The sequence below is a fragment of the Dyella soli genome (assembly GCF_054482295.1).
The window spans coordinates 572,680-589,029 of the sequence record NZ_JBTFFU010000001.1 but is presented as its reverse complement, the minus strand read 5'-3'; the positions used below and the strand labels follow the sequence as shown (position 1 = coordinate 589,029).

Genomic DNA, 16,350 nt, shown 5'->3' with positions numbered 1-16,350 from the left:
CTTCATGGTGCCGCTCCCGTGCAGCGCTTGCGCCCTTGCCAGCTTGCAGCCTGCAGCGGCCGCTTGACCACTGCATTTATGCGGTATCCGCCGTACGTAAAACTACGTAGGCAGCGCCGGGCCCGCGGGTGTCTGCGTAGAATTACGCAGAGCTTCTACGTAATAGTTCGCTGGGCCGAACGCGCTGGCCGGTACACCATAGCCACACCTTTCCACCGGCCCCAGGGTGTCCGCCATGCGTAGCGCTGCCTCCTCGCGTTCTGCCCGTCGTCAAGCCGCGCTGGGCGTGGCCATTGCCACCCTGCTGGCCGCTTCAGCCGTCCAGGCCGACACGCCGGCCGATCCCTGGGACGGCAACTGGCACGGCAGCATCACTCCCTATGGATGGCTGCCCGGCGTCACCGGCGAAACGCGTTATCAGTTGCCCAACAGCGGCGGCGAAGTGACGACCAAATCGGACAACAACGTGCTGAGCAACCTCAGTGGCGCCTTCATGATCGAGGGCGACCTGCGCAAGGGCCAATGGGGCATGTACGCCGACATCGACTGGGTCAAGTTCTCCAACGAGGACGCCCACTTCACCAATATCGGCGGCGACCGCATCGGCGGCAGCGCGAAGCTCGACACGCGCTGGGGTCTCAAGGGCGGCATGGTCAACTTCGCCGGCCTGTACACGCTCGTGCATGGGCCCCAGGGCTATATGGATCTGCTGTTCGGCGTGCGCTATCTCTGGCTCAAGGGCAACCTGAGCTGGAACTTCAACGCCACCGGCAATGGCGGCCGTGTCGACATCTCCAACAGCGGCCACCTGGACAACCAGACCCATGTCACCGATGCCGTGATCGGCATCCGCGGTTACTGGGCACCGTTCAAGGACAGCCATTTCTTCTTCCCCTACTACGCCGACGTGGGCACGGGCGATTCGGACAACACCTATCAGTTCAACGTCGGCGTGGCCTACGCCTTCGACTGGGGCGACATCGCACTCAACTACCGCGACGTGGAGTACCACGAAGGCAGCAACGACAAGTTCCTCAAGAAGGTGCAGCTGAGCGGCCCGTCGATTGCCGTCACCTGGCGCTTCTGACCGGGCGCGGCGCCAGGCCTTGCAGGGTGCGCTCATCGCGACGCGCCTTTCGTTCGCGCCGATCTGGCCGAGCGTGATCCCGGCGAAAACCGTGCTCGTCCATCTGATCGGCCTGCTGATCTGATCCGTCGACGCTCAGCCCGGCGCGGCGTCGATATGCCGAAGCAACAGGCGCGCGCTCTCCCTGCCCTGCCAGTCGTTGATGACCAGTTCGTAGACGGCCCTGAAAGAGCTCGGTGGCGGCGAGCCTTCGTAGGCATTGAACATCACCGCGTCGTGCAGCGAACCGTCGCGCGGATCGCGCAGGCTCAGGCGCAGATGGCGTTCGCCCATGACCTTCCAGCTCGCGCATTCGAACAGGTTGTCGAACACCGGCTCGGGAAATGCCTGTCCCCACGGACCGGCCGCACGCAACTGGCGGGCCAGCTCCAGCGTCGCTGCGCCGACGGGCAGCTCGCCGTCGGTATGCTGCACCGCCTGCAGATGATCTTCGTCGAGCCACTCGCGCGCTATCGTGTCGAAAGCATCAGCAAAACGCGGGTAATCCTCGGTGCGAAGGCTCAGCCCCGCGGCCATCGCGTGCCCGCCGAAACGTTCGATCAGTCCCGGATGGCGCGCGTCGATCATCGCCAGCGCATCGCGAATGTGGAACCCGGCGATCGAGCGCGCCGAGCCGCGCAAGGCGCCCGGCTCGTCCTCGCTGGCCGGCGCAAACGCGACCACCGGCCGATGCAGTCGCTCCTTCAGTTTCGAAGCGACCAGGCCAACCACGCCCGCGTGCCAGCTCGGCTCGAACAGCGCGACGCCCACGGCGTCCGTGGCGGCGGCACGCGCCACCATCACTTCCGCCTCGGCCACCATGGTTGCCTGCAGTTCGCGACGCCCCTGGTTGATCTCGCTCAGCAGCCCGGCATAGTGCCGCGCCTGCATCGCATCATCGGCCAGCAGGCATTCGATGCCGATGCGCATGTCTTCCAGCCGCCCCGCGGCATTCAGGCGGGGTCCGATGGCATAGCCGAGGTCGCTGGCGCACAACGTGGCGAGGCTGCGCTGGCTCGCTTCCACCAGCGCCACCACGCCCGCGGCACCCTGGCCGGCGCGCAGCCGCCTCAGGCCGGCTTCCACCAGTACACGGTTGTTGAAATCCAGCGGCACCAGATCCGCGACCGTCCCCACCGCCACGAGGTCCAGCAGCGTGGAAAGATCCGGTTCGCTACCTGGCGCAAACATGCCCTGCCCACGCAACGCTGCACGCAAGGCCAGCAGCAGGTAGAACATCACGCCGACGCCCGCGAGCGCCTTGCTCGGGAAGTCGTCGCCGGCGAGGTTCGGATTGACCATCGCATCGGCCGCGGGCAATTGCTCGCCGGGCAGATGATGGTCGGTGACGATGACGCGGATGCCGCGCTTGCGCGCCGCCGCCACGCCGGCGATGCTCGCCACGCCGTTGTCGACCGTGACGATCAGCCGTGGCGTGGGTTGCAGCGACTCGACCAGCGCCTCGCTCAGCCCATAGCCGTGGATGAAGCGGTTGGGCACGGCGTAACCGACGTGCCTGGCGCCGAGCATGCGCAAGCCGCGCACGGCCACGGCGGTACCCGTCGCGCCATCGCAGTCGTAGTCGCCGGCAATGACGATGGACCAGTCATCGCGAATGGCTTCGGCCAGCAGCGCCACCGCCTGTTCAAGCCCGCCGAGCTGCTGCGGCGACAGCAGCCTTGCCAGCCGGTACTCGGCCTGCCCGGGAGACAACACGCCGCGTGCGGCGTACACCTGCTGCAACACCGGGTGGACGGCATCGCTCCAGCCGCTGGGCGTGCCCTGCGGCGTGCGGCGGCGAATGCCCACCGGCCTCACGCAGCGCTCCCGCGCCAGAACCGCCAGCGATGCCATGGGCGATGCAGCCAGCGCTCGCCACTGGCAAAGCTCAGTTGCAGCGCCTGTCGTTGCGCCAGTGCCTGGATGCCGGGCCACCAGGTCGTGGCGATCTCGTCGACGGGAAGGTCCTGCAGGTCGAGCAGCCAGCCGGCCATGGCCGTCTTTACGGCCGCGGCCGAACGCGGCAGCACGGCGATGCCCGCATGCTTCGCCAGGGCGCAGAGCAGGACGTCGTCGCCGATCACGCCGCCCAGCGGGGTCTGCACCGCCCCGGGCAATCGCCCGCCACCCCACAGCCACAGGCTGTTGATCGGCGGCAGGCCGCGGGCGCGTCGCTCGGCATTGGCCGGATGCTGGTGCAGCAACACCTGCACTTCATTGAGGATCACCCGCCAGCGGCGGCCATCCGCGCCTTGCGGCAAGTGTTCAAACAGGTCTTCGCCCAGCGCCTGCTCCGGCGCGGCAAACGCCGGCAGTGGCGCGTCATCGGGCAGGCGCACGTGCCAGTGATCGGGCGAGGACACCTCGAGCAGCATGCCGGCCTCTTCGAACACGGGCTTGAGCGGCCCGGCCAGCGCCTGCGCCTCCTCCATGCCCAGCTGCATGCGCCCGCAGGCGAGCAGGCGTACGCCGTTGAGATCCGGCTGCACCCACGCGGGATCGGCGCACAGCCAGCGGCTGCCAGCGGCATCGCCCACCATCATCTCCCGCCGCAATGCCGCCGCCGGCAAGCCCTCTGGCAGCGCAAAGCGATCCGCGAGTCCTCCGAGATAACCCCTTGCACCGCCATCCAGCCGATCGGCCTTGCGCAGCAAGGCGCGCAGTGGATGGCCGGCGTCAAAGCGGGCCAGGTCCGGCAACCAGAGTTCCAGCGGCTTCAGTGCTTGCACGCCCATCGGCCGGCTCACGCCTCCAGCTGCTCGTAGAGTTCAAGCCACTCGCCTTCGAGGGTTTCCTTCTCGCGGCGCAACTCGGTCTGCAGCTGCCCCAGCCGCATCATCTCCGACGTCGGGCCGTTGTAGGTTTCCGGGGCCGCCAGCTTCGCCTCCAGCGTGGCCAGCTCGCCTTCGATGCTGGCGACGCGCGTCTCGATCTTCTTCACGCGCAGGCGCGTGGCCTTTTCGTTGTCGCGTTGCGCGGCGACGCGACGGCGACGCTCGTCCGCCGATTCGACCGGGGCCGCGGGCCTGGCTTCCGCGCCGGCCTTCTTGGCCTTCTTGTTGGTGGCCCCGCGACTGCGCAACCAGCGTGCATAGTCGTCCAGGTCGCCGTCGAAGCCGATCGCCTCGCCGTCGGCCACGCGCCAGAAGCTGTCGCAGACCAGGCCCAGCAGATGGCGATCATGCGACACCAGCACGAGCGCGCCGTCGAATTCGGCCAGCGCATCGGCCAGCGCCTCGCGCATGTCCAGGTCGAGATGATTGGTGGGCTCGTCGAGCAGCAGCAGGTTGGGCTTGTCCCACGCGATCAGCGCCAGCGCGAGACGCGCACGTTCGCCGCCCGAGAAGCCGTCCACCGATTCAAAGGCGCGGTCACCGGCGAAATTCCACGTACCAAGGAAATCGCGCATTGCCTGCGCGCCGACACCCGGTGCCTTGTCCTGCAGGTGATCGAACGGCGAGGCGCCTTCGCGCAGGCTCTCGACCGTGTGCTGCGCGAAGTAGCCGATCTTCAGGTCCTTGTGCGCCTTGCGCTCGCCGCCCAGCGTCGCCAGCTCGCCCACCAGCGTCTTCACCAGGGTGGATTTGCCCGCGCCGTTGGGACCCAGCAGGCCGATGCGCTCGCCCGCCTCGAGCCGGAAGCGCACGTCGTGCAGGATGGTCGTGGCTGGCGCCTGGCCGTCACCCGGGTAGCCGGCGACGACCTCTTCCAGCTGCAGCATCGAGTCCGGCAGGCGGTCAGGCACGGCGAACTGGAAGCGGAATGGTCGCTCGGCGCGCACCGCCTCGGTGCCGGCGAGCTTCTCCAGGCGCTTGACGCGCGACTGCGCCTGCTTGGCCTTGCTTGCCTTGGCCTTGAAGCGATCCACGAACGATTGCAGGTGCGCGCGTTCGGCCTGCTCGCGTTCGTGGGCGATCTGCTGCTGGCGCAGTTGCTCGGCACGCAGGCGTTCAAACGCGCTGTAGTTGCCCGTGTAGAGCTTGGCGCCGCCATCATTGAGATGCAGCGTATGGGTGATGACGCCGTCGAGGAACTCGCGGTCATGCGAGATCACCAGCAGCGTGCCCTGGTAGCGACGCAGCCATTCTTCCAGCCACAACACCGCGTCGAGGTCGAGATGGTTGGTCGGCTCGTCGAGCAGCAGCAATTCGGAGGGCGCCATCAGCGCCCGCGCCAGGTTGAGGCGGACGCGCCAGCCGCCGGAGAACTCCTTGACCGGGACCTCGTGGGTTTCCGGCGCAAAGCCCAGGCCGTGCAGCAGGCGACCCGCGCGGGCCCGGGCGTCGTAGCCGTGCAGTTCCTCGATGCGGTGGTGCGCGCGGGCCATGGCCTCGGAATCGCCCCGCGCCTGTGCGTCCAGTTCGTCGCGCAGCGCCGTGGCGAGCTCCTCGTCGCCGCCCATCACATAGTCGATGGCGGGGTCAGGCAGCGACGGCGTCTCCTGGGCCACCGAGGCCATGCGCAGCTTCGCGGGCAGGTCCAGGTCGCCTGCATCGGCGTCCACCTTGCCCTGCAGCGCCGCGAACAGGCTGGATTTGCCGCAACCGTTGCGCCCGACCACGCCCAGGCGCCAGCCGCTCTGGATCACCAGGTCAATGTCGGAAAGCAGCAGGCGACTACCGCGGCGGAGGGCAAAACGACGAAAGGAGATCATGGGAACAGGTTATCCGGACCGGGCGTCCTGCCGCCCGCAGCCGGCCATGATACCTGCAGCGAATGCCCACCCCATCGCATTCGTTGCAGATTCACGTGGAATAGCCCTGGTAGTTCTGTTAAAACGACGCGGCAACGCCTTGCGCGGAGAGGGGACCCGTGAATAAGTACGGAATCAGCAAGCTCAGCATCAGCCTGTCCATCGTGCTGCTGGCCGCGGTCGGCGCTTCCGCGCCCGCCCCGTCGCACGCCGAAGACGTACTCATCAACCGCGTGCAGCAGGAACAGGGCATGGACCTGCCTTTGCGCGGCATGAGCATGGATCAGGTCGAAAAGAAGTACGGCGCGCCGCAGCGCAAGCTCACCCCGCGGGGTGGCGACAGCGCCAGGCATCCGGTGATCAATCGTTGGGACTACTCCAACTTCATCGTGTACTTCGAGAACAGCCACGTGATCCACGCCGTGCTCAATACGCCGGCGGGCAACAATACCAATCCGGCCTCGGTCAACTGATCGACTGATGCCCTGACGGCGCGGCCCGTGGCGACACGGGCCGCGTTGTCGTTTCCGATGCCCTGCCGTCGCATCGACTACACTTCGCATCCCGCGTGGCCCGCCCCTGGCGCGAGGCCGCTTTCCCCGATGCAAGAGAACTGGCAACGATGACTGACCTGAGCCTGCGCCTACCGGCCGAATGGGAGCCGCAAGCGGCCGTGCTGATCGCCTGGCCGCACGCCGGCACCGACTGGGCCGACCGCCTCGCCGAAGTGGAAACGACCTATGTGGCGCTCGCCGCCGCGGTCACCCGCTTCCAGTCGTTGATCATCGTGGTGGCCGACCACGAACTGCGCATCCGCGTGCAGTCCCTGCTCGGCATCGAGGGCATCGACCTGTCCAGGGTCCGGCTGGTGGAATTGCCCTATGACGACACCTGGCTGCGCGATTCCGGCCCGATCACGCTCCAGGGCGACGGCGGCGCATTCCAGCTGACCGATTTCCGCTTCACCGGCTGGGGCGGCAAGTTCGGCGCCGAGCAGGACGACGCCCTGGTCGCCGGGCTGGTCGGCGAAGGCGTGTTTGGCAAGGCCGCGCACCAGCGCGTGGACTGGGCGCTGGAAGGCGGCGGCATCGAAAGCGATGGCGCCGGCACCGTGCTGACCACCTGGCGTTGCCTGAACCAGCGCCACCCCGAACAGTCGCGCGAGGCGATGAGCCGGATCCTCGCCGACAGCCTGCACGCCCGTCGCGTGCTGTGGCTGGATTACGGCTATCTCGAAGGCGATGACACCGACGCGCACATCGACACGCTGGCGCGTTTCGCGCCGGGCGACCGCATCGTCTATCAGGCCTGCGACGACGCCAGCGACCGCCACTTCGACGAACTCAGGCGCATGGGCGAGGAACTGGCCGCGCTGCGCACGCCCGACGGCCGTCCGTACCAGCTGTACCCGCTGCCCTGGGCACAACCGATCATCGACGAAGGTCGTCGGCTCGCCGCGTCCTATGCGAACTACCTGATCGTCAATGGCGCCGTGCTGGTGCCCGCCTACGGCGATGCCCGTGACGACGAAGCGGCACGCATCATCGGCCAGGCCCATCCGGGCCGCGAGATCGTGCAGGTGCCGTGCCGCCCGCTGATCTGGCAGAACGGCAGCCTGCACTGCATCACCATGCAGTTGCCGGCCGGCATCGTCTGAGCCCACGCCGCACGCTGGAAACGCGCGTGCGGCGGCCCCATGTCGACATCCCCGGGCCGGCGCGAACCGAGCCGGTAGCACCTATCCGCTAGACTGGGCGGACTGCCCTTGCCGGCAGACGCCATCAGAGAACATGCCGATGACCCGCAAGACCCTCAAAGTCGCCCTGCTGCAGGAAACCGATCGCGGCAGCCGCGACGCCAACCTCGACGCCATCGAAGCCGGCCTGCGCGAAGCCGCCGCCCGCGGTGTCGAACTGGTGTTGCTGCAGGAACTGCACAACGGCCCCTATTTTTGCCAGCGCGAGTCGGTGGACGAGTTCGACCTCGCCGAGACGATTCCGGGCCACAGCACGGCGCGCATCGGCAAGCTGGCCGAGGAGCTGAAGCTGGTCGTGGTCGCGTCGCTGTTCGAGAAGCGCGCCACCGGCCTGTACCACAACACCGCCGTGGTGTTCGATCGCTCGGCGGCCATCGCGGGCAAGTACCGCAAGATGCACATCCCGGACGATCCGGCGTTCTACGAAAAGTTCTATTTCACGCCGGGCGACCTGGGCTTCGACCCCATCGATACCTCGGTGGGCCGCCTTGGCGTGCTGGTGTGCTGGGACCAGTGGTATCCGGAGGCCGCCCGCCTGATGGCGCTGGCCGGCGCCGATCTCCTGCTTTATCCCACCGCCATCGGCTGGGACCCGCAGGACGACCAGGCCGAGAAGGACCGCCAGCGCGAGGCATGGGTGACCGTGCAGCGGGGCCACGCGGTGGCCAATGGCCTGCCGCTGTTGTCGTGCAACCGCACGGGTTACGAGGCCGACGCCGCCGGCGTGGGCAACGGCATCCAGTTCTGGGGCACGAGCTTCGTGGCCGGACCGCAGGGCGAATTCCTCGCGCAGGCCGGCACGGACCAGCGCGAATTGCTGGTGGTCGAGGTGGACATGGCGCGCAGCGAGCACGTGCGCCGCATCTGGCCATTCCTGCGCGACCGTCGCATCGATGCCTACGGCGACCTGCTCAAGCGCTTCCGCGACTGATTCGGGCCCGATCGCCGGCGGCGCGGCTTGTACGCCACGCCTGCCATCCCCATGCAGTGATTACTCCGCCACACCGACGCCGCGCATGAGCCTTTCCGATATCGCCGATTCCCTGCCCCCCGTGCTGCGCGACCAGCCGATCGAGCGCGTGACGCGTGGCGGCGTGGAATACGTCGTGCTCGGCACGGCGCACGTATCGCGCACGAGCGTGGAAGCGGTCGATGCCTTGCTGGCGCACGAGCCGTTCGATGCCGTCGCCGTCGAACTGTGCGACAGCCGTGCCCAGGGCATGCGCGATCCGGACGCGTTCAAGCAGATGGACCTGTTCCAGGTGATCCGCCAGGGCAAGGCCGGCATGGTGGCCGCGAGCCTGGTGCTTTCCTCGTTCCAGAAGCGCCTTGCCGAGCAGTACGGCATCCAGCCGGGCGCGGAAATGAAGGCCGCGATGGACGGCGCCGATCAGCGCGCGCTGCCGGTGTGGCTGGTGGACCGCGAAGTCGGCACCACGCTCAAGCGCGCCTGGCACAGCGTCGGTTTCTGGCAGCGCTTCGGCCTGCTCGGCGGACTCATCGCCAGCGTGTTCGAACGCCAGCAGATCGAAGAAGTCGAGATCGAGAAACTCAAGCAAGGCGACATGCTGGAAAGCGCCTTCAGCGAGTTCGCCAGCGAATCGGCGCCGCTCTATCGCAGCCTGATCGCCGAGCGCGATGCCTATATGGCCGCGCGATTGCGCGAACAGGCGGCATCCAGCGGCTTTGCTGCCGGCCGCCGCGTCCTGGTGGTGATCGGCGCCGGCCACCTGAAAGGCCTGTGCGAGCTGCTGCGCACGCAGCAGGACGACCCTTCGACGCTTGCCGGGCAACTGGCGAGCACGCCGCCGAAGGCGCGCTGGCCAAAGTGGCTGGCGATCGGTCTGGTGCTGGCCATCTTCGCGGCCATCGGCTTCGCCTTCCACCGCAACACCACGCTGGGTGCGGCAGCGTTGCGCGACTGGGTGCTCTATACCGGCGGCTTTTCCGCCATCGGCGCGATCATCGCCGGCGCGCACCCGTTGAGCGTGCTTGCGGCCTTCATCGCGGCCCCGATCAAACCGTTCCGCCCCGGCATTCCCTCGGGCGGCATCAGCGCGATGGTGGAAGCCTGGGTGCGCCGCCCACGCGTGGCGGATTTCGACACCCTGCGCGACGACATCGGCCACTGGCGCGGCTGGTGGAGCAACCGCGTGGCACGCACGCTGCTCAACTTCTTCCTGGTAAGCCTCGGCACCATCATCGGCGAATACACCGCCGGCATTCACATCGTGAAGAGCCTGTTCTAAGCACGTGGGAAAGACGGCAAAGTGCCGTCTCGAGGCGAGCACCCGCCCCTCACCCCAACCCTCTCCCCGGAGGGGAGAGGGAGCAGTGGGCGCGCCGCGAAAACCAGCCAAAGCAAAGGCGATGCGTAGCGAGCCCCCGCTTTAAGTCCTCAGCGATTCGGGCGCGTTGCGCAGCGCTACGCAGTATTCGCAGGCACCCTCCCATGAGTGTCGCGTTGGACGCGCCTCGAGCGTGCAAGGCTTATCCCGACACAATGCTGCCAGCCTTTGAGGCCATTCTCTTTGGGTTACTTTTCTTTGACTCCGGGCATCCTGCCCTCCGCCCTTCGGGCCGGCTTCGCCGTTCGCACGCGCTCCTGCGCGTGCGTGGGCCAGCAAGAGAAAAGTGACTCGAGCGCCGGCAGGCGATCGAAACGCCCGCCGCGCAGGCGGCCCGGTCGTCGTATGGCGACAATCGAGCGATACAGAAACTGGCCCCCGGCCGACGCCAGTACCACGAGCAAGGATCAGTGCCTGCCCAGCGCCTCATCCAACACCCCCAGCAACTCCTCGTCGCGATCCAGGCCGTGCTCCCAATACATGACCCCGCCCAGTCCCTTCGCCTTCACGAAATCCACCTTGGCGCGCAGCGACTGCGGGTCCTCGTAACTCACGAAGCTGCGCGTCGCGGCATTCCACAGATACGGCGCCTGCGCCCTGGCATCCCAGTGCCGCACGTAGCCGTTCTTGTCGATGTAGCTGGCCACCAGTTCGCGCCATGACGGATCGCCCGCGTACCTGGCGTACTTCTGCTGCAAACCGTCGTGGGCCGGATCGACGCCGGTGAAGGCACGCCCGTAGAACGCGACGCCAAGATTGAGTTTCCGCGCCGGCACGCCGGCCGCGAGAAACTGCGCCACTGCCTTGTCGCCCGCACGATCCTCCGCGGGAGCGACATCCGACAGGTGCAGTCCCGCGTGATGGCCCGTCGTGGGCGTCAGGCTGTTGTGGAAGTCGTAGGTCATCAGGTTGATCCAGTCGAGCGAGCGCGACACGCGCTGCAGTTCGATGCCCTGCACGAATTCGCTGTCCGCCGCGGCGATGCTCAGCAGGTAGTGGCGTCCGCCATGCGCAGCGCCGAGCCGGTCCAGCCGCGCGCGCAGCGTTTCCAGCAGCAGGCTGAAATTGCGTTTGTCCTCCGGGCGATGGCCGATGCCTGCGCCGGCGAGGGTCGGATATTCCCAGTCCAGATCGACGCCATCGACATCGTGCTGCTCGATCAGCGTGGCCACGCTGTCGGCCATGCGCTGGCGCGAGCTCTCGGCGAGCGCTACATCGGAGAAATGATCGGCGCCCCAGCCCCCGATCGACACCATGACCTTGAGTTCGGGATGGCCCTTGCGCAGGCCGGTCAGGGCCGCCAGCGTCCCGCCGGCGGTCGGGCTGGGGAAGATCACCTCACCGCCGGGCTCGAGACGCGCAAAAGCGTAGTTGACGACGTCCAGCTTGTCGGGGCTCACGTGGGGCAACGGACTGGCATCCAATACGTAGCCGACGATACGCAGGTGCGTGGTGGCCGAGGTCGCCCACGTGTCGGCGCCGCACAAGACCACGCCGGTCGCCAACAGCCACCCGGCAACCCATCGCCATCCGCGTCGACCCGCCGGCGTTCCCGCGATCCGCGTCATGCAAGCTCCCCTTTGTCTGGTCTCACGGCGCTCTCGATGCGGCAGCGCCACGCCATTCCACCATGGTCAGACTTCGCACTGATGAGAATCAGTGGCTTGCGACATGTTGTCCGTTTGTGAATGCAACCACTATACTTCCGCGACTTTTCACCATGTACCCGCCGGAATCGTGGGAATGATCTCGATGACTCGACTGCAATTGCTCGGCCTTACCGTGGCCTCAGCTCTTCTCGCCACTGCCAGCGTGCATGCCGAGGGTGACAAGGCCGCCGGACGGAAACTGATCTACACCTGCAATGGCTGCCACGGCGTGCCGGGCTACTCCAACGCGTACCCGAACTATCCGGTGCCGCGCATTGCCGGTCAGAACCAGCAGTACATCGTCAACGCGTTGCACGGCTACAAGTCGGGCGAGCGCAACCACCCGACGATGACGGCGCAGGCGCAGAGCCTGTCCGACAAGGACATCGACGATGTCGCCGCCTATCTTTCCAGCCTCGCCAAGTAAGCCAAGGACTCTTCCCGCATGAAACGTGCACTCACCCTGCTTTCATTCGGCGCCGTCCTGGCGTTCGCCTCGACCCAGCTCCTGGCCGCCGGCAGCATCGAGAATGGCAAGCAGAAGGCCGCCACCTGCTTCGCCTGCCATGGCACCGATGGCAACGCGGTCGACCCGCAGTACCCGCGCCTCGCCGGCCAGTACAACATGTACCTCCAGCAGGCGCTGCACGAGTACAAGAGCGGTCAGCGCAGCAACCCGATCATGAAGGGCTTCGTCGCCACCCTGTCCGAACAGGACATCGAGGACGTCGCTGCCTACTTCTCCAGCCAGCCGACCAAACTCGACACGCTGCAGGGTCATATCCAGGGCGACAAGTAAGCGCCGCCCGGCTCGCCGTAACACCGAAGGCCCGCCTTGCGCGGGCCTTCCTGTCTGGTCCGGAAGGATCCGATCTCAACCCAGGGCAGACTGCCCTTCGTGCTTGCTGTAGTACGGATTGCTGCCGCCGCTGTGGTCGGTGGCATCACGCACGGCCGTGATCTCGGGCACGCGTTCGCGCAGGGTCTTTTCCACGCCGTTCTTCAGGGTGACATCGACCATGCCGCAACCGTGGCAGCCGCCACCGAACTGCAGCAACACCACGCCGTTGGCGTCCACTTCCAGCAAGGTAACGCGCCCGCCGTGCGAGGCGACCTTGGGATTGATTTCCGCCTCCAGCACATAACGCACGCGTTCGATCAGGCCGGCTTCCTGCCCCGGGATGGCACCCTTGATGCGCGGCGCGCGGATATTGAGCTGGCCGCCCGTGGCATTGGGCTCGAAATCGATGCTGGCGCCCTCCAGCCAGGACGCGCTGTCGCCATCGACGTGGAAGTCGAAACCGTCGCAGACGATGGTCCATTCCTGGCCGCTGAGCTCGTCGGGCTCCACGAACTCCAGCTCGCAATTGGCCGCCGGCGTGCCCGGGGCGGTGACGCGCAGGCGTATGCCCAGCCCATCGATGCCCTGCTGGGAAAGCAGTCGCAGGAAGTGCTTCTGTGCGCGTTCTGAAATATCGATCATGTCTACTCCAGCCTAAACACCGGCCATGCCGGAAATACAGCACCATTTTAGTCCTGTTTTGATTCCGCTGCTCGCCTTTTGACTTTTGTGCGCCGAGCTTCGACGCTTCGCACCCTTCACCTCCATCACGGAAGCATCGCCATGAGCCTCAGCCCACTCGCCAGCCAGCACTGCACGCCACGCAAGGGCAAGGAGCACGCACTGGACGCGACCGCGGTCAAGGAGCTGCTCGGCTCGCTACCGGGCTGGCAAGTCAGCGCGGACGGCAAGGCCATCGTGAAGGCCTTCAGGTTTGCCGACTTCCACCACACGCTCGGCTTCATCAACGCAGTGGGCTTCATGGCCAACCAGGAAGACCACCACCCCGACCTCGAGGCGGGCTATGGCCACTGCCAGGTGCTGTGGTCGACCCATGATGTCGGTGGACTGTCGCTCAACGACTTCATCTGCGCCGCTCGCGTCGAGGCCTTGCTCGAGCGTTGAGCACGCCGCGCGCCAGGCATCGATTCGCCGCCGCCGCGGGCTTCGTGGTGGCGGTGCTGTTGCTGCTGTGGGCCATGGCGGCGGTATCGGACTGGATTACCCGGGGACGACTGGCCGATGACGCGCGCCAGGGGCTGGCGACGCTGCGCGATGGCCAGCCCTTGTGGCAGTGGACGCTGCGAAGGCCGGCCGACCTGGTCGCCGGACGCGCCTTTGGCCCGGTGGACCTCGCCAGCGACCCGGCGGGCCTGCGCCTCACCAGCCGCAACGGCTCCGCATTCGAACTCGGCCTGCCGCTGGCCGAACCGGCGGATCTCGCCCACTGGCCCTTGCTGCGCCTGCGCCTGCACAGCGACGCCGCCGGCCAGCTTGGCCTGAGCTATCAGGCCGGCGAGTTCAGCCAGGCCTGCCTGGCGCTCGGCGCGGCCCGCATCGACCCGGGCACGGAGGAGCAGGTGGTCGATCTGCATGGCCTGTCCTGGCGCTCCGCCACGGGTGGGATCTGTCGTCCTCCGACCGTCGTCAGCTACATGTTGCGCCTGCGCCTCCAGCTGCCCGCACGCGCCACCGTGGTGGTCGGGCAAGCCGCCCTGCTGGCGCGGCAGCCGCCCGACCTGCCGCGGAGCATCAGCGCAGACACCGCCGACGTGCGGCTGCCGCTCCCCGCCGGCGCCGGGCATGGCGGATCGGACGCCGCGGTAGCGGCCGGTGACCCGCTGGTCGCTCCCCTGGTGCGCCTGCCGCGCGACGCTTCGCCCGAAGCGATGCTCGCCCTGCGCGACCTGGCCCGGCAGCGCTGGCCTGCCGCCCTGGTGCTGCCGGCGGGGCAAGCGTTGTCGCCGACGCTTCCGGGCAGCATGCCTTCCTGGCTGGACTGGGCGACCTGCGGCGCCTATCTGGCCTGGCTGGCGTGGCTCACCTGGCGCCAGACCCGTGAACGCACCCGCCCCGCCGTGGAAGTCGCCGCCATTGCGGCCGGTCCGCTGTGGCTGATCGCGGGACTGCGCTGGGGACCCCAGGTGTCCGTTCCGGGCGTCATCGCCTTTGTCGCGGCACTGGTCTTTGGTGGCGTGAGCGAGTGGCGCCGTCGACCGGTCGCCTGGACCTGGCTCGGTGAACGCTGGCCCGACTGGCTATGGCCGCTGCTTCCGCTGCCGGTCGCCGCGGCCCTGATGCTGGCCGACGGCCATGGCCTGATCCGGCTGGATCCCCGGCACGTGCTGGCCTATTTCGGCTGGGCGCTCCTGCAACAATGGGCCATGCTGGGGATCGTGATGGGGCGCCTGCGGCAAACCCACCTGCCCGGCCCGGTGCTCATCCTGGTCACCGCCGGCCTGTTCGGGTTACTGCATACGCCCAATGGCTCGCTGATGCAGTTGTGCCTGCTGGCGGAACTCTGGTGGGCCTGGTGCTTCCTGCGCTCGCCCCGGCTGCTGCCCGTGGCGATCGCCCATGCGACCTGCGCCCTGCTGGTCGAAAGCGGCCTGACCGGCCACCTGCTGCGCTCACTTGAGGTCAGTGCGCGATTTTTCCTGTAGATGCTCTTGCAGACGGCGAATCCTTTTTCCTTTTACAGCAAGCACATCCAGGAACTCCTTCAGATCATCCGGCAGCGGCGCGGAAAAGCTGTACGCCCGGCCATCCAGCTCGAAACTCAGGTGGGACGCATGCAGGAACATCCGCTGCAGCCCCAGGTCCTTGAATTTCTTGTTCATTTCCTTGTCGCCGTATTTCGGATCACCCGCCAGCGGGTGGCCTATATGGGCGGCATGGACGCGAATCTGGTGCGTGCGCCCCGTACCGAGCGTCGCCTGCATCAGGCGGGCGCTCGGGTACTGCTCCATTTCCTGGAAAAAAGTCAATGATGGCTTGCCGTTATCGGACACTCTTACCATCCGTTCTCCGCCCTGCAACACCGACTTGAGCAGGGGTGCATTGACGTTGAACTTGGCCTTGGACGGGTGCCCGACCATCAGGCACAGGTACTGCTTGGTGACGCCGCCCTCGCGGATGGCCGCCTGCAGGCCGGTCAGGCCCGCGCGGGTCTTGGCGAACACGAGCACGCCACTGGTATCCCGGTCGAGGCGGTGCACCAGTTCCAGGTGCTCGGTGGGGCGCGCTGCCCGCAGCAGTTCGATCGCACCATGACTCACGCCGCTACCGCCGTGGCTGGCGATACCGGCCGGCTTGTCGATGGCCAGGAAATGCTTGTCCTCGAAGATGACCGCATCGGCCACCGCCGCCACCATGGTGGGGGCCGGCCCTTGGGTCGCCTCTTTCTCGGCGGTCCGCACCGGCGGGATGCGCAACGTATCACCGGCCGCGAGACGCGTATCCGGTTTCGCGCGCTTGCCGTTCACACGCACCTGGCCGGTGCGCAGGAGCCGGTAGATCATGCTCTTGGGAACCCCCTTGAGCAGGGTCATGAGCGCATTGTCGATGCGCTGACCGTCCCGCTCCGGGCCGATCTCGACTTGACGCACACCTTTAGGTGCGTCGGGGGAAGTTGCCGTCTGCATTGAAAAAAACCTGGCGAAATAGGATACTCGGTCGGCGCTACATCCCGCCCTGCCGAAGTTCGGAGTGGAGTTGGGATGCCCGTCCGTGACGTCGGCGAGGATTGCGCCGGTCGCCTTATGTGGCAGCCGGTCGCTGCTCCCTTTCATCGTAACGGTTTGGGTTGTCGTTTGTCCGGTTCCAAGAGGTTCCGGGGCGATGAGCGTGTTGCCACGAATCATCCCGGAGCCGGAAACGGCGCCGTCATGTTGCCGCTTAACCGCAGCGGCGCGATCCCCGGCAGGCCGCCGCAGTG

Annotated in this window: 15 protein-coding genes; 9 read left to right on the top strand and 6 right to left on the bottom strand. The window is 67.1% G+C overall.

Features of this window, described 5'->3' with window-relative positions; genetic code table 11:
* The first annotated feature begins 235 nt into the window (after positions 1 to 235).
* Positions 236 to 1,087: a hypothetical protein gene (locus ACXU4B_RS02810; protein ID WP_131407568.1), complete on the top strand. Its 852-nt coding sequence runs from the start codon at positions 236 to 238 to the stop codon at positions 1,085 to 1,087.
* Positions 1,088 to 1,222: 135 nt separating this feature from the next.
* Here ACXU4B_RS02810 and recJ read toward each other — a convergent pair whose 3' ends face one another.
* The 3 genes from recJ to ACXU4B_RS02795 are packed head-to-tail and all read right to left on the bottom strand — an operon-like array spanning position 1,223 to position 5,780.
* Positions 1,223 to 2,980 carry a single-stranded-DNA-specific exonuclease RecJ gene (recJ, locus tag ACXU4B_RS02805; protein WP_131407566.1) on the bottom strand — a complete coding sequence of 586 codons (1,758 nt, stop codon included), beginning with the start codon at positions 2,978 to 2,980 and terminating at the stop codon, positions 1,223 to 1,225.
* Positions 2,941 to 3,861, bottom strand: coding sequence for a phosphoglycerate mutase (locus tag ACXU4B_RS02800; protein ID WP_131410271.1), 921 nt, complete (start codon positions 3,859 to 3,861; stop codon positions 2,941 to 2,943). Before ACXU4B_RS02800 ends, recJ begins: the two co-directional genes overlap by 40 nt.
* A gap of 8 nt (positions 3,862 to 3,869) precedes the next feature.
* Positions 3,870 to 5,780, bottom strand: a complete 1,911-nt coding sequence (locus tag ACXU4B_RS02795; protein ID WP_131407564.1) for an ABC-F family ATP-binding cassette domain-containing protein — start codon at positions 5,778 to 5,780, stop codon at positions 3,870 to 3,872.
* A gap of 173 nt (positions 5,781 to 5,953) precedes the next feature.
* Here ACXU4B_RS02795 and ACXU4B_RS02790 point away from each other — a divergent pair, with 173 nt between their 5' ends.
* The 4 genes from ACXU4B_RS02790 to ACXU4B_RS02775 all read left to right on the top strand — a co-directional run bounded on the left by ACXU4B_RS02790 (position 5,954) and on the right by ACXU4B_RS02775 (position 9,824).
* Positions 5,954 to 6,292 (top strand): hypothetical protein, encoded by a 339-nt coding sequence (locus ACXU4B_RS02790; protein ID WP_131410269.1) that lies wholly within the window; start codon positions 5,954 to 5,956, stop codon positions 6,290 to 6,292.
* A 149-nt stretch (positions 6,293 to 6,441) separates the two neighbouring features.
* On the top strand, positions 6,442 to 7,476 hold the full coding sequence (locus tag ACXU4B_RS02785) for an agmatine deiminase family protein (RefSeq protein WP_131407562.1): 1,035 nt from the start codon (positions 6,442 to 6,444) through the stop codon (positions 7,474 to 7,476).
* Positions 7,477 to 7,615: 139 nt separating this feature from the next.
* The gene (locus ACXU4B_RS02780; RefSeq protein WP_131407560.1) at positions 7,616 to 8,506 is read left to right on the top strand and encodes a carbon-nitrogen hydrolase; all 891 of its coding nucleotides are present in this window, start codon (positions 7,616 to 7,618) and stop codon (positions 8,504 to 8,506) included.
* Between the two features lie 85 nt (positions 8,507 to 8,591).
* Complete coding sequence (locus ACXU4B_RS02775; protein ID WP_131407558.1) at positions 8,592 to 9,824, top strand: TraB/GumN family protein; 1,233 nt, start codon at positions 8,592 to 8,594, stop codon at positions 9,822 to 9,824.
* Positions 9,825 to 10,330: 506 nt separating this feature from the next.
* Here ACXU4B_RS02775 and ACXU4B_RS02770 read toward each other — a convergent pair.
* Positions 10,331 to 11,491, bottom strand: coding sequence for a glycoside hydrolase family 18 protein (locus ACXU4B_RS02770; RefSeq protein WP_131407556.1), 1,161 nt, complete (start codon positions 11,489 to 11,491; stop codon positions 10,331 to 10,333).
* A gap of 184 nt (positions 11,492 to 11,675) precedes the next feature.
* Between ACXU4B_RS02770 and ACXU4B_RS02765 the strand changes: the two genes are divergently transcribed.
* Both ACXU4B_RS02765 and ACXU4B_RS02760 read left to right on the top strand, forming a co-directional pair.
* Positions 11,676 to 11,999, top strand: coding sequence for a c-type cytochrome (locus ACXU4B_RS02765; protein WP_131407554.1), 324 nt, complete (start codon positions 11,676 to 11,678; stop codon positions 11,997 to 11,999).
* Positions 12,000 to 12,017: 18 nt separating this feature from the next.
* On the top strand, positions 12,018 to 12,371 hold the full coding sequence (locus ACXU4B_RS02760) for a c-type cytochrome (RefSeq protein ID WP_131407552.1): 354 nt from the start codon (positions 12,018 to 12,020) through the stop codon (positions 12,369 to 12,371).
* A gap of 75 nt (positions 12,372 to 12,446) precedes the next feature.
* Here ACXU4B_RS02760 and ACXU4B_RS02755 read toward each other — a convergent pair whose 3' ends face one another.
* On the bottom strand, positions 12,447 to 13,055 hold the full coding sequence (locus ACXU4B_RS02755) for an NfuA family Fe-S biogenesis protein (protein WP_131407550.1): 609 nt from the start codon (positions 13,053 to 13,055) through the stop codon (positions 12,447 to 12,449).
* Between the two features lie 141 nt (positions 13,056 to 13,196).
* On the opposite strand from ACXU4B_RS02755, the gene ACXU4B_RS02750 reads away from it, so the two are divergent.
* Together ACXU4B_RS02750 and ACXU4B_RS02745 are read left to right on the top strand one after the other, a co-directional pair.
* Positions 13,197 to 13,538 carry a 4a-hydroxytetrahydrobiopterin dehydratase gene (locus ACXU4B_RS02750; RefSeq protein WP_131407548.1) on the top strand — a complete coding sequence of 114 codons (342 nt, stop codon included), beginning with the start codon at positions 13,197 to 13,199 and terminating at the stop codon, positions 13,536 to 13,538.
* Positions 13,535 to 15,076, top strand: coding sequence for a CPBP family intramembrane glutamic endopeptidase (locus ACXU4B_RS02745; RefSeq protein ID WP_131407546.1), 1,542 nt, complete (start codon positions 13,535 to 13,537; stop codon positions 15,074 to 15,076). Before ACXU4B_RS02750 ends, ACXU4B_RS02745 begins: the two co-directional genes overlap by 4 nt.
* On the opposite strand, the gene ACXU4B_RS02740 is transcribed toward ACXU4B_RS02745, so the two are convergent.
* Entirely contained in the window at positions 15,044 to 16,057 is a 1,014-nt protein-coding gene (locus ACXU4B_RS02740; RefSeq protein ID WP_131410266.1) for an RluA family pseudouridine synthase, read from the bottom strand. The two genes, ACXU4B_RS02745 and ACXU4B_RS02740, sit on opposite strands and share 33 nt — an antisense overlap.
* Positions 16,058 to 16,350 lie beyond the last annotated feature (293 nt).